Source organism: Duganella fentianensis, assembly GCF_009857835.1.
GTDB classification, from domain to species: domain Bacteria; phylum Pseudomonadota; class Gammaproteobacteria; order Burkholderiales; family Burkholderiaceae_D; genus Rugamonas; species Rugamonas fentianensis.
In genome coordinates this window covers 790,299-803,937 of the sequence record NZ_WWCL01000002.1, presented here as the reverse complement: position 1 = coordinate 803,937, position 13,639 = coordinate 790,299, and the positions used below count along the sequence as shown (strand labels likewise).

The 13,639-nt window shown below is 60.3% G+C and carries 11 protein-coding genes; 4 read left to right on the top strand and 7 right to left on the bottom strand.

The features are described 5' to 3' along the window. Nucleotides 1-14 precede the first annotated feature (14 nt). A complete protein-coding gene (locus tag GTP23_RS11395) occupies nt 15-3,716 on the bottom strand; it encodes a nitrate reductase subunit alpha (RefSeq protein ID WP_161035231.1) in 3,702 nt (1,233 codons plus the stop codon). A 261-nt stretch (nt 3,717-3,977) separates the two neighbouring features. On the opposite strand from GTP23_RS11395, the gene GTP23_RS11390 reads away from it, so the two are divergent. Continuing rightward, entirely contained in the window at nt 3,978-4,364 is a 387-nt protein-coding gene (locus tag GTP23_RS11390) for a hypothetical protein (protein WP_161035230.1), read from the top strand. 59 nt (nt 4,365-4,423) lie between these two features. Further along, on the top strand, nt 4,424-4,651 hold the full coding sequence (locus GTP23_RS11385; RefSeq protein ID WP_161035229.1) for a DUF3079 domain-containing protein: 228 nt from the start codon (nt 4,424-4,426) through the stop codon (nt 4,649-4,651). 101 nt (nt 4,652-4,752) lie between these two features. Here GTP23_RS11385 and GTP23_RS11380 read toward each other — a convergent pair whose 3' ends face one another. From GTP23_RS11380 to GTP23_RS11355, 6 genes are all read right to left on the bottom strand, one after another. After that, on the bottom strand, nt 4,753-5,415 hold the full coding sequence (locus GTP23_RS11380; RefSeq protein ID WP_155435875.1) for a carbonic anhydrase: 663 nt from the start codon (nt 5,413-5,415) through the stop codon (nt 4,753-4,755). Nucleotides 5,416-5,429: 14 nt separating this feature from the next. Next, nucleotides 5,430-6,107: a Crp/Fnr family transcriptional regulator gene (locus GTP23_RS11375; RefSeq protein WP_155435874.1), complete on the bottom strand. Its 678-nt coding sequence runs from the start codon at nt 6,105-6,107 to the stop codon at nt 5,430-5,432. A gap of 25 nt (nt 6,108-6,132) precedes the next feature. Beyond that, nucleotides 6,133-7,560, bottom strand: coding sequence for an oxygen-independent coproporphyrinogen III oxidase (gene hemN, locus GTP23_RS11370; protein ID WP_161035228.1), 1,428 nt, complete (start codon nt 7,558-7,560; stop codon nt 6,133-6,135). Between the two features lie 12 nt (nt 7,561-7,572). Then, complete coding sequence (locus tag GTP23_RS11365; RefSeq protein ID WP_161035227.1) at nt 7,573-8,958, bottom strand: NarK family nitrate/nitrite MFS transporter; 1,386 nt, start codon at nt 8,956-8,958, stop codon at nt 7,573-7,575. 30 nt (nt 8,959-8,988) lie between these two features. After that, the gene (locus GTP23_RS11360; protein ID WP_161035226.1) at nt 8,989-10,236 is read right to left on the bottom strand and encodes an MFS transporter; all 1,248 of its coding nucleotides are present in this window, start codon (nt 10,234-10,236) and stop codon (nt 8,989-8,991) included. A 102-nt stretch (nt 10,237-10,338) separates the two neighbouring features. Continuing rightward, a complete protein-coding gene (locus tag GTP23_RS11355; RefSeq protein WP_161035225.1) occupies nt 10,339-10,803 on the bottom strand; it encodes an RrF2 family transcriptional regulator in 465 nt (154 codons plus the stop codon). A 198-nt stretch (nt 10,804-11,001) separates the two neighbouring features. On the opposite strand from GTP23_RS11355, the gene GTP23_RS11350 reads away from it, so the two are divergent. Continuing rightward, nucleotides 11,002-13,275: a nitric-oxide reductase large subunit gene (locus GTP23_RS11350; protein ID WP_161035224.1), complete on the top strand. Its 2,274-nt coding sequence runs from the start codon at nt 11,002-11,004 to the stop codon at nt 13,273-13,275. Between the two features lie 76 nt (nt 13,276-13,351). After that, nucleotides 13,352-13,618: a DUF2249 domain-containing protein gene (locus GTP23_RS11345; protein ID WP_155435869.1), complete on the top strand. Its 267-nt coding sequence runs from the start codon at nt 13,352-13,354 to the stop codon at nt 13,616-13,618. The last annotated feature ends 21 nt before the right edge of the window (nt 13,619-13,639 follow it).

Below are 13,639 nucleotides of genomic sequence, written 5' to 3'. Positions count from 1 at the left end.
GCTCCGTCTCTTTCTCAGCCGTGGGCCTTTTCATTCAACGGGCCTTCCAGCCAGTCGACTTTGTTCATCTTACGTACCAGCACGAATTCATCGCGGTTGGAACCCACCGTGCCGTAGTAGTTGAAGCCCCACGACAGCTGCGCATAACCACCGATCATGTGGGTAGGCTTGGTCACAGCACGGGTTACCGAGTTGTGGATACCGCCGCGTTTGCCCGACATTTCGGCGCCCGGCACGTTGACGATTTTTTCCTGTGCGTGGTACATCAGCGTCATGCCTTCCGGTACGCGCTGGCTGACAATCGCCCGCGCCGTCAGCGTGCCGTTGACGTTGAACACTTCGATCCAGTCGTTATCGACGATGCCGGCCGCTTGCGCGTCCACTTCCGACAGCCACACGTGCGGACCGCCACGGGACAGGGTCAGCATGCGCAGGTTGTCCGAGTAGGTCGAGTGGATACCCCATTTCTGGTGCGGCGTAATCCAGTTCAGCGCAATCTCTTTGTTACCGTTAGGCTGCGCGCCCAGCATGGTTGCCGTGGTCTTGGTGTTGATCGCTGGCTTGTACACGCACAGACCTTCGCCAAAATCACGCATCCAGCGGTGATCCTGGTAGAACTGCTGACGGCCCGTCAGCGTGCGCCATGGGATCAGTTCATGCACGTTGGTATAGCAGGCGTTGTAGCTGACTTCTTCCGATTCCAGACCGGACCAGGTTGGCGACGAAATAATCTTGCGTGGCTGGGCCTGTACATCGCGGAAACGGATGCTGTCATGCTCGCGTGGCAGAGCCAGATGGGTGTGGTCGCGGCCCGTGATCTTGGACAGCGCATCCCATGCTTTCACGGCCACGTGGCCATTGGTTTCCGGAGCCAGCGACAGAATCATTTCAGCCGCATCGATGGCGGTATCCAGACGTGGCTGGCCTTTGCCCACCGTGTCAGCCTGCACCGTGCGGTTAATGCCGCGCAGGATTTCCACTTCGTGGCCGGTTTTCCAGCTGATGCCCTTACCACCATTACCGAGTTTTTCCAGCAATGGGCCGATCGAGGTGAACTTCTGGTGAATCTTGCTGTAGTCGCGTTCCACCACGGTGAAGTTAGGCATGGTTTTGCCCGGAATCGGCTCGCACTCGCCAGCACGCCAGTCTTTCGGATCGAAAGGCTGACCCAGTTCGCCCGGGGTATCGTGCATCAGCGGGGTCAGCACCAGATCCTGCTGGGTGCCGAGGTAAGGACCACCGATTTCTTCAAATTTCTTGGCCAGACCTTTGTAGATTTCCCAGTCCGACTTGGATTGCCACAGCGGCTGCACAGCTTCCGACAGCGGGTGAATGAAGGGGTGCATGTCCGAAGTGTTCAGGTCATCCTTCTCGTACCAGGTGGCCGTCGGCAGCACGATGTCGCCATACAGGCAGGTGGTGGACATACGGAAGTCCAGCACTACCAGCAGGTCGAGCTTGCCTTCGGCAGCCGGACGTACTTTCACGTCGCGCGGCTTGATGCAGTGCTCTTCGTCGCTCATCAGCGCATTCTGGGTACCCAGCAGGTACTTCAGGAAGTACTCGTGGCCCTTGCCCGAGCTGCCCAGAATATTCGAACGCCACACAAACATATTGCGCGGGAAGTTGGCCGGATTGTCCGGATCATCGCAGGAGAATTCCAGCTGCTTGTTCTTGATCTGGCTGACCGCATAGGCCACTGGCGCTACGCCGGCGGCTTCGGCCGCACGGGTCACTTCCAGCGGGTTGGTCTGCAACTGTGGTGCCGAAGGCAGCCAGCCCAGACGTTCGGCCTTGGCGTTGTAGTCCAGCAGCGACATCGGTGCAACGTCGTCACCTGCCGTCGGCGAGGCGATTTCTTCCGTGTGCAGTTTTTCGTGGCGCCACTGGCTGGTGTGGTTGTAGAAGAACGAGGTACCGTTCATCTGGCGCATAGGACGGTTCCAGTCCTGTGCGAAGGCCAGCGGGGTCCAGCCGGTTTGCGGACGCAGTTTTTCCTGACCCACGTAGTGCGCCCAGCCGCCGCCCGATTGACCGACGCAACCGCACATCATCAGCATGTTGATGATGCCGCGATAGGTCATGTCCATGTGGTACCAGTGGTTCAGTGCCGCACCGACGATGACCATGCTCTTGCCGCGGGTCTGGTCGGCGTTTTCGGCGAACTGGCGTGCCACGGTGATCACGTCTTCGGCTTTCACGCCGGTGTGCTTGACCTGCCATGCCGGGGTGTAAGGTACGTCTTCTTCATAGCTGGTGGCCACGTTACCGCCACCCAGGCCACGGTCGATACCGTAGTTGGCCATGGTCAGATCGAATACGGTGGCCACCAGTGCGGTGCTGCCGTCAGCCAGCGTCAGACGCTTGACGGGGACGTTGCGCATCAGCAGATCGCTGGCGTCCTTGCCACCGAAGTAGGCGAAGCCCACAGGCACCACTTCATCGGCGCAGTTGATCAGCGACAGTTGCGGATCGACGGGAGCACCGCTGGTGCCCTGCTTCATTTCCAGATTCCACTTGCCCGTTTCGCCCCAGCGGAAGCCGATGGAGCCGGCAGGCGCCACGATCTGGCCGCTGGCTTCGTCGATGACCAGGGTTTTCCAGTCCGGATTGTTGGTTTCGTCGAGGTTGTTGGCCAGATGCGAGGCACGCAGGAAGTATTCCGGTGCCAGCGTGCCGTTCTGCTCTTTCAGCAGCACCAGCATAGGGAAGTCGGTGTACTGCTTGGCGTACTCTTTGAAGTAGGCCGATTGACCGGCCGTATGGTATTCCTTCAGGATCACGTGGCCCATGGCCATGGCCAGTGCCGCATCGGTACCCTGCTTAGGTGCCAGCCAGATGTCGCCGAACTTGGCCATTTCGCCGAAGTCGGACGACACGGCAACCGTCTTGGTACCTTTGTAGCGCACTTCGGTGTAGAAGTGGGCGTCCGGGGTACGCGTCATCGGCACGTTGGAACCCCATACCATCAGGTAGGTGGAGTTGTACCAGTCGGCCGATTCCGGCACGTCGGTCTGTTCGCCCCAGATCTGCGGGCTCGATGGTGGCAGATCGCAATACCAGTCGTAGAAGCTCAGGGCCACGCCGCCGATCAGCGACAGGTAGCGGGTACCGGCTGCATAGCTGACCATGGACATGGCGGGAATCGGCGAGAAGCCGACGATACGGTCAGGGCCGTATTTCTTGATGGTCAGTGCATTGGCTGCAGCCATGATTTCGTTGGCTTCATCCCAGCTGGCGCGCACAAAGCCGCCCAGGCCGCGCACCGATTTATAGCGTGCTGCACGTTCCGGATTCTGGCTCACGTAGTCCCATGCCGCGATCGGGTCCATGGTCTTACGGGCTTCGCGCCACATTTCCATCAGACGGCCACGGATCATCGGGTATTTGACGCGCTGCGCCGAATACACATACCACGAGTAGCTGGCGCCGCGTGGGCAGCCGCGCGGCTCGTGGTTAGGCAGATCGGGACGGGTGCGCGGATAATCGGTCTGCTGGGTTTCCCAGGTAATCAGGCCGTTTTTGACATACACCTTCCAGCTGCACGAACCCGTGCAGTTGACGCCGTGCGTGGAACGCACGATCTTGTCGTGCTGCCAACGTTGACGATAGGCGTTTTCCCAGGTGCGATCTTCCTGCACGACGGCGCCGTGACCGCCCGAGAATGTCGACGTAGTTTTGCTGAAGAATTTCAGGCGATCCAGAAAATGACTCATGCTGCCTCCTCACTGACACCCGGCACTGCGCCGGGTATGCGGTCCCATGCAACATGCACGGACTCGACTATGTTGCAAGTCTAAGCAGCGGCCCTACTGGTGTGAATCGGCAAGAAGGTCATCTGGCAGGGTGAGAAGGACTAGTGCTCCTAGTCATTAGTGACTAGACGCATTCATCCCTTACGGCAATTTTCAACGGGGCGCTTGCGCGCTATGGTTACGTTGTACAAGCACCGCTCTCGCGAGCCAACGAGGAATCCCATGCAAATCAATAGTTTCGAAGACCTGATCATGGCTGCCGCCATGCAGACCCAGCCCCAGCGCCTGCTGATCGCCTTCGCCGTGGCTGAAGCCGAGCCTGATTCTGAGCCCGGTGCGGCCGGCCGTACCACGCTGGTTCCCGTGATGTGTGTGGACAAGCAGGTAGGCGAGCTCGATACCTATGCCAATCTGGTCGAAGAAGCACAGGCCATGGGCCAGCACTGGGATGTGATGCTGATCTCCACCCTGTCCGGCCAGAATGGCGTGCTGCCCGACCCGCAACGCACCGATGCGGCGCTGAACCAGATGCTGGGCCATATCCAGCAGGGCCAGATGGACCGCATGCTGGCGTTTGACCGCAGCGGCGACATGCTGCGCTACCACTAAGCGCCACAGCGGCGACGGCTGCCGGATACCGCAGCCGGGCGTCGCGCGCCCTTCCCCACATGGCCAAGCGCTTCCCCATCCATCCCGCCAAGCCCGAGCTGATCTGCTGGGGCTGCGATAAATATTGTCCGGCTGACAGCATGGCCTGCGGTAACGGCTCCGACCGTACCCAGCATCCCGTGGAGCTGTTCGGCCCGGACTGGCATACTTTCGGCTTGAATGCGCAGGATCAGGCCGACGAGGAGCCGGCCGCGCAGCAGGACGAACCGCCAGCGCCGACGACCTAGCCCTAGCGCGCTAGTCCTAGCGCGCAGCCACTTCATCAGAATATCGCAGGGATTGTGCCGCCGCAGATATGGCGCGACCAGTCTGGCCGCGCCGGTTTCTATCAGGCCGCGGCATCCTGCCGCTCGGGCAGGGAGCCGACCAGCGGCAGGAAGGCATGCTGGCGCGCGGAATACGCCATCAGCGCGCCCTTCTCCAGATCGAAATACCAGCCGTGCAGCTTGAGCAAGCCCTGCTCCACCCGGCGCTTGAGCCACGGGTAGGTCATCAGATTGTCGAGCGACAGCAGGATGCTGGCCAGTTCGCAGGCATGGTGCTGCTCGGCGCTGCTGCGGTGGGCCAGATCGCGCCGCACCCGCTCGGCCACCGGTTCGGCCACACGCATCCACTGGTTGACGAAGTCCGTCTCGCGCTCGACTTTGCGGGGCGACATCACGGCACGAATGCCGCCGCAGCGCGCATGGCCGAGTATGATGATGCGTTCGACCTCCAGCTCGCACACGGCAAACTCGATGGCCGAACTGACACCGGCCGAAGCCGTCGGCGTGCAGGCCGGCACCAGATTGGCGATATTGCGCACCACGAACAGATCGCCCGGATCGCTGCCCGTCAGCAGCATGGGATCGACGCGCGAATCGCAGCAGCCTATCAGCAGCGTACTGGGGCGCTGGCCCTCGCGCAGGCTGTCGAACAACGCCTGGCTATCCTGAAAATACTGCTGCTGGAAACGGCTGAAGCCATTGATGAATTTTTCGATATCTTCCATTTCAGCCTCCGCTTTTATTCCGCACAGCGGCGCAGACCGGCCCGATCCAGCAAGCTGATCTGGCGGCCCTTGAAGGTGATCAGCTGCTGCGAGCACAGGTCGGCGAGAATGCGCGAGAAGTGTTCCGGCGTCAGGTTCAGACGCGAAGCCAGCACGCCTTTGGACGCCGCCAGCGTGAACTGGTCACCGCCCTCGGGGAACTCGCGCAGCAGATAGGCCGCTACGCGCTGGGTACCGGAACGCAACGAATACGATTCCATATCGCACATCAGGCTGTGCATGCGCTGGCTCAGGCCAGCCAGCATCTTGTGGGCGAAGCTCGAATCGTTGTCGATTTCGCGGAAGATGGTGGGCTTGGCGACGTGCAGCAGCAAGGTGTCTTCCGTGGCTTGGGCCGAGACGATGTAGGGGCTGCCCATGAACATCAGCGCTTCGCCGAAGCTGTGGCCAGGGCCGATCAGCTCGATGACTTTTTCCGCGCCGCCGGCCGAAGTGAAGGACAGCTTGATCTGGCCGAACACTACCTGATGGAAGCCTATGCAGGGATCGCCCCGCTCGAACACCATCTGACCGCGCTCCAGCCGCACTTCGGTAGTGCCGAGCGCGATGCGGTCCAGTTCCTCGGCACGCATGGAGGCAAACAGCGGCACGCGCGAGAGGAAGGTCTGTACCTTGATCTTACTTTTATCCATAGTCGTCTTGCTACTTAGCTCTTGCTTAGATGGTACGCGAATAGCGCATTACCTGCGGCCCTTCCACTTTGGGCAGGTGCAGATACTGGTCGAAAGCCATGCAGATATTGCGGATCAGCAGACGGCCGCGCATTTTCACGCGTACGCCACGGCTGCCTACGCACAACAGGCCCAGTTCTTCCAGCGGTTTCAGGCGTTCGAGTTCGGTCGCAAAATATTCCGGCCCGCTCACGCCCGCTGGCAGCGGCAGATCGTCGTAATCGAGGATGAAATTGCACATCAGGCGGTTGATGGCCGTGCGCCGGATCACATCGTCCGTATTCAGCGTAATGCCGCGCGCGATAGGCAAGGCACCGGCATCGATGCGCTCGTAATACGCCGTCAGGGTCTTTTCGTTCTGGCTGTAGCTGTTGCCGACGGCGCTGATGGCCGACACACCCAGCGCCACCATGGGCGCATCGGCATGGGTGGAATAGCCCTGGAAATTGCGCTGCAGCTTGCCCACTTCGCGGCTGCGCGCCAGATCGTCTTCGGGCAGCGCAAAGTGGTCCATGCCGATATACACATAACCTGCGCCCGTCAGCTTCTCGATGCACAGGCCCAGCATGGCCAGCCGGGTTTCGCCGTCCGGCAGATCGGCTTCGTTGATCAGCTTCTGCGCCTTGAACAGATTCGGCATGTGGGCGTAGTTGTACACGGCCACACGGTCGGGACGGGCCGCGATGATGCGGTCCAGCGTCGGGCCGAAACTGGCGACGCTCTGCAACGGCAGGCCGTAGATCAGATCGACACTGACGGAGCGGAAGCCATAGGTGCGCGCGGCGTCCAGCACAGCCAGCGTCTGCTCGGGCGATTGCACGCGGTTGACGGCCTTCTGCACTTCTGCGTCGAAATCCTGCACGCCCAGACTCAGGCGGTTGAAGCCTTGCCGGCGCAGCACGCCGATACGTTCGGGCGACACCGTGCGGGGATCGACTTCGATCGAGAATTCGCCCTCTTCATCGCTGACGAACTCGAAGTCCGCACGCAGGCGGGCCAGTAGCTCGTCCATCTGCTCGTCCGTCAGATAGGTGGGCGTACCGCCGCCGAAGTGCAGCTGGGAGACGGCACGGCCACGGCCCAGCAGCTCTACCTGCATGGCGATCTCGCGGTACAGATAGCCCAGATACTCGGCCGCCTTGCCCTTCTCCTGCGTGATGATCTTGTTGCAGCCGCAGTAGTAGCACAGCGAAGCACAGAACGGAATGTGCACATACAGCGACAGCGGTGCTGCCGCACCTTCCGCGCTCAGGCTGCCGATAGCAGCCTGATAGGCGGCGATGCCGTAACCGCCATGGAAGCGGTCTGCCGTGGGGTAGGAGGTGTAGCGCGGACCGTTCAGGGTCAGCTTGCGGATCAGCGCTGCATCAAACAGTTCCGTGCGGGTCGCCACAGCGGCGGCATCTTCAGACATATCAAACTCCGTTTAGCAAGGCATGGCCGCATTTTTACGGGCGTAGCACCACCACGTAATTGCGATGCAGCTCATGTAGAAAGCAATGAAGCACCACAGCGCAGCGTCAGGACCGCCCGTCATTGCAATCGAGGTACCGTAGCTCTTCGGAATGAAGAAAGCACCGTAGGCGGCAACAGCGGAAGTGAAGCCCAGCACTGCAGCACCTTCCTTATTGGCGTCAACGATCGCTTGCTGTTGTTCGGCTTGCGATTTGCCAGCTGCTGCGCGCTGACGCTCGGTCATGAAGATTACAGGAATCATGCGGAAGGTGGAAGCATTGCCCACACCGGTACCGGCGAACAGCGCCATGAACATCCAGAAGAAGCCGGTGAAATTGCCGGCTGCACCGCCATGGGGCAGGAAGCTGATCACGCCGTACACGGCTGCAATCATGCCGACAAAAGTCCACACCGTGACTTTGGCGCCGCCCAGTTTGTCGGCGATCACGCCGCCGACCACACGGGCCAGTGCACCGACCAAAGGACCCAGGAAAGCGTACTGCAGCGGGTTCACATCAGGGAACTGGGTTTTGATGAGCAGCGGGAAACCGGCCGAATAGCCGATGAAGGAGCCGAAGGTACCCGTGTACAGCCAGCACATCAGCCAGTTGTGTTTGCGTTTGAAGATCACGGCCTGATCAGCGAACGATGCTTTGGCCGAGGCCAGATCGTTCATGCCGAACCATGCCAGCAGTGCGCTGACGCTGATGAAAGGCACCCAGATGAAACCGGCGTTCTGCAGCCACATGGTGCTGCTCTTGCCAGCTTTGACTGCCGTCTGGGCATCACCGCCCAGGGCGCCGAACACGCCGACGGTAATCACCAGCGGCACCACGAACTGCACCGCCGATACGCCCAGATTGCCCAGGCCGGCATTCATGCCCAGCGCATAGCCTTTCTGTGCTTTCGGGAAGAAGAAGCTGATGTTGGCCATGGACGAAGCGAAGTTACCGCCACCGAAGCCGCACAGCAGGGCCAGAATCAGCATGGTCGGATAGCCGGTGGTGACGTCCTGCACGGCAAAGCCTATGCCCAGCGCCGGAATCAGCAGCGAAGCGGTGGAAATCGTGGTCCACTTGCGGCCGCCGAAGATAGGCACCATGAACGAGTAGAAGATACGCAGCGTTGCGCCGGACAGGCCCGGCAGCGCCGTCAGCCAGAACAGCTGGTTGGTGCTGTACTGGAAGCCGATGGCCGGCAGATTCACCACCACCACGCTCCACACCATCCACACGGCAAACGCCAGCGCCAGTGCGGGGATGGAAATCCACAGATTACGGTTGGCCGTATCGCGTCCGCCGCTGGCCCAGAACGTGGCGCTTTCTGGCTCCCACGTGTTGATCATATATTTGCTCATGAAATTCTCCTAAAAATACAAATGTCTGCCTCAGGCCTTGGCCTGGGCTTTGACGGCGGCCGCAGCCACTTCGGGACGGAACGAGTAATGCATCCACACCAGCGAAACGCAGACGGTGCCGTACAGCAGCATGAAGGCGCTGGAACGCACGCCCGTCATATCCAGCAGCGCGCCGAACAGAATCGGCAGAATGAAGCCGCCCAGACCGCCAGCCAGACCCACCACGCCCGAGACGGCGCCGATGTTGTCGCTAAAGTCGTCGGCAATGAATTTGAAGACGGACGCTTTGCCGACCGCCATGGCGGTACCGACGATGAACAGCAGCACGGTGAACACGGTAGGCGACAGGGCCAGATCGAGTTTCAGATCGCCACGGGTGGTGGTGATGATCATCGAGGTCTGTGGGTAGGACAGCAGGAAGAAGCATACCCAGCAAACCCACATCACCCACCAGGTCACTTTGTAGGCACCGTAGCGGTCGGAAATCCAGCCGCCGACTGCGCGCAGCACGCCACCGGGCAGCGAGAAGCAGGCAGCCAGCAAGGCAGCCAGTTTCAGGTCAAAACCGTATTCGCCCACATAGTATTTGGTCATCCACAGGGCCAGGCCCACATAGCCGCCGAACACCACCGAGTAGTACTGGCAATAGCGCCATACGCGGCGGTCGCCCAGCACTTTCATCTGCGCGCCGAAGGAAATCGCGGAATTGGACTTGTGGCTAGGATCGGTCGCCGTGAAGATCCAGAAAATCGCGCAGGTGATCAGCATGGCGATCGCATACACCTTCGGCAGTGCCTGCCAGCCCCAGGCGGCGATGATGGCGGGTGCGACGAACTTGGTCAGTGCCGAACCGGAGTTACCGGCACCGAAGATGCCCATGGCCAGACCACGGCGCTCGCTGGGGAACCAGCGCGCCACATACGGCGTACCGACCGAGAACGAGCCGCCGGCCAGACCGATGAACAGGCCCAGCACGAGGAACTGCCAGAACTCGGTGGCGTAGCTGATCAGGAAGATGGCCGGCACCGTGGCCAGCATCAGCAGGAAGAACACGATGCGGCCACCGTATTTATCGCACCAGATACCGAGCGGCACCCGCACCAGCGAACCGCTGAGCACCGGCATGGCAGCCAGCAGACCAAACTGCGTTTCATTCAGGCCGAGCATTTTTTTGATGGGGATGCCCAGCACGGCGAACATCATCCAGATCGCAAAACAGATCGTGAATGAGAAGGTGCTGGCGGCGAGTACCCCTACCGCTTTGTTATTGCTTGCCACGTTACACTCCTAACGAGTTTAGAATGCGCTCAGGGTACGCGCCGCGCTAGACCTCGCCAATTGGCCGGAAGGCTAGGCGACCCCGGCAATCAGGCTAGCTATCTAGTCCGAAGTGACTAGTTGGATAATCTGGTCGAAGCGGTTGCGCGGCAGACCCGAGGCCGGCAGCTGCGGCAGCAGGTCGGCCAGCGTGACCTCGTCCAGCACGGCCAGAAACGCATGGCTGGCGCGTGCCAGCACGCCCTGCAGGCCGCAGGCCTGCGCATACGGGCAATCGTTCTGGCCGCCGTCGAAGCAGGCCGTCATATGGAAATGCGGCTCGCTGGCGCGCACCACCTTGCCCAGATTTATTTCGCCCGGACGTAATGCCAGCACGATGCCGCCATTGCGTCCGCGCACCGTACGCACCACGCCGCTCAGGCCTAATTGATGTACCACCTTGTTCAGATGGTGCTTCGCCATGTCATGGCGCTGCGCTATGTCGGCCACTGTGACCAGCCTGCCCTGCTGGCTGGCCAGGTCGAGCAAAGTGCGCAGCGTGTACTCCGTAAATACCGTTAATTTCATGATGCCCCAGCACAGTTTGTCGCGAGGCAGCCATTATTCCCGCCCTCTTGTGCATTTGTTCATAACTTGGATCAAGAAAAACAAGGATCGAATATACATGTTTAAAACAGCGGCCTAAAATCAGCCCCATCGTTCTGGACAAGACCGGAGCGAGGGTTTTCAAGCTGATACATAACTCACGAACTAAGGAACCATGTCATGCACGCTACGCGCAAACTCTGGACCTGGCTCGGCTTGATCTGTGCTCTTTCCTTCGCCGTCCTCGGCTGGGTGGGAGCAGAAATCTATCTAGCCGCCCCACCCATACCAAAACAAATTATTAGTGCCGATGGCAGCCAGCTCTTCGGCGAAGGCGAAGTTGACCGAGGCCAGCAGGCATGGTTGTCCGCCGGTGGCCAGCAACTGGGCACCGTCTGGGGCCACGGTAGCTATGTGGCACCGGACTGGTCGGCAGACTGGCTGCACCGCGAAGCCGTCGCGCTGCGCGAACTGTGGGCCCAGCGCGACTTCACCGCGCATTTCGAAGACCTGAGCAAATCCAATCAGGCCTATCTGAATGCCAAGCTGAAGGAAGAAATGCGCCGCAATACCTACGATAAAGCCCGTGGCGTCATCGTGGTATCGGCTGACCGCGCTGCTGCGATCCGCAGCGTCGCCAAGCATTACACCGGCCTGTTCGGCGACGAGGCCAGCCTCGACGCACTGCGTACCCAGTACGCCATGAACCCTAACTCGATCACCAATGCCGACGATCTGAAAGCCCTGCCGGCCTTCGTGTTCTGGTCGGCCTGGGCTGCTGCCACCGACCGTCCTGGCCAGCAAGACCTGAGCTACACCAGCAACTGGCCACACGAACCGCTGATCGACAACCGTCCTAGCGCCGGTGCCGGTATCTGGTCTATCGCCAGCGTGATCCTGATGATAGGCGCCATCGCCGCCATGGTGATGTTCCACAGCGCTGCCAAAGAGGAAGAAGATCCAGTCCCACCTAAGGCTGATCCGCTGCTGAACCTGAAAGCCACGCCTTCCATGCTGGCAACCAAGAAATACTTCTTCGTGGTGATCGGTCTGATCCTCGCGCAAGTCGGTATGGGTGTGATTACCGCCCACTATGCGGTTGAAGGCCGCAGCTTCTTCGGCTTCCCGCTGGCCGACATCCTGCCATTCGTGGTCAGCCGTACCATCCACACCCAGTTCGCCGTGCTGTGGATCGCCACTGCCTGGCTGGCTACCGGCCTGTATATCGCGCCTGCGATTTCCGGTCATGAACCACGCTTCCAGAAACTGGGCGTGAACCTGCTGTTCTACGCGCTGCTGTTCATCGTGGTCGGTTCGACCGCCACCGGCTGGCTCGGTTCGCTGCAACACAAAGGTACGGACTTCTCGTTCTGGCTCGGTAACCAGGGTCTGGAATTCACCAGCATGGGCCGTATCTGGCAAATCCTGCTGTTCGTCGGCCTGCTGATCTGGGTCACCCTGCTGGGCCGTGCCCTGTGGCCAGCGCTGAAAAAACCATCGGATAGCCGTGGCCTGATCGTCATGGTGTTCCTGTCGGCCATGTGCATCGGCGGCTTCTACGCTACCTCGCTGACCTGGGGCCAGCATAGCCACTACTCGATGATCGAATACTGGCGCTGGTGGCTGGTCCACCTGTGGGTGGAAGGCTTCTTCGAAGTGTTCGCTACCGCCGTGATCGCCCTGCTGTTCACCCGTCTGGGCCTGATCCGTGCTGCAACTGCCAACAGCGCCATCGTGCTGGAAACCATCGTGTTCCTGTTCGGCGGCATCCTGGGCACCCTGCACCACCTGTACTTCACCGGTACGCCAACTTTCGTGATCGCTATCGGTGCCATGTTCTCGGCTCTGGAAGTGGTACCGCTGTCGCTGATCGGTATCGAAGCATGGCGCAACTACCAGCGCTCGAAAGCTGCACCATGGGTACAGACTTACAAATGGTCCATCCTGTGCTTCATCGCTGTGGGCTTCTGGAATACCGTGGGCGCTGGCCTGCTGGGCTTCTCGATCAACACCCCGATCGCGCTGTACTACATGCAAGGTCTGAACATGACGGCAGCCCACGGCCACGCCGCCCTGTTCGGCGTGTATGGCATGCTGGGTATCGGCCTGCTGCTGTTCTGCCTGCGTGGTCTGGCTAGCCGTCTGGCCTGGTCCGATGCCCTGCTGCGTCCTATGTTCTGGTGCCTGAATATCGGTCTGGCCATGATGGTATTCATCTCGCTGGTTCCTGCCGGTATCTATCAAGCCTGGGCTAGCATCAGCACCGGCATGTGGTTCGCCCGTTCGCCTGAAATCATCCACTCCAAGCTGATGGAAACGCTGGTATGGATGCGTGTACCGGGTGACGTCGTGTTCGCAGTCGGCACCCTGTTCCTGGCACTGTTCGCATGGCGTCTGCTGGTAGCGAAACGCGAAACCATCGCAAGTAGCGACAAGCAAACCAACCGCGCTTAATCCCCCCTCCCTGCTGCTGCATGATGCGCCCGCATCATGCAGCAGCTTTCAATCCAGTATCCAGAAAGATCACACAATGTCACACGATTGCTCCATGCCCAAAGGGCCGGACGGTATCTATCCATTCGACGCACGCGGTGTCGCCAAGCGTTTTCGCCACGCTGCCATCTTCGGCGCACTTGACGCTTTATTTCCCGGCGAAATTATGCGATTCTGTAACGACCACGACCCATTGCCTTTGCTAGCGCAGATCGAACAGCGCTATCAGGGTCGCGTAAAAGTCGCTTACGTGGCACGCGAACCTGGGCAGGTGGTCATCGACTTCCTCCTCAGCGCAGCCTGAAACTTTCACTCCGCCAATTTT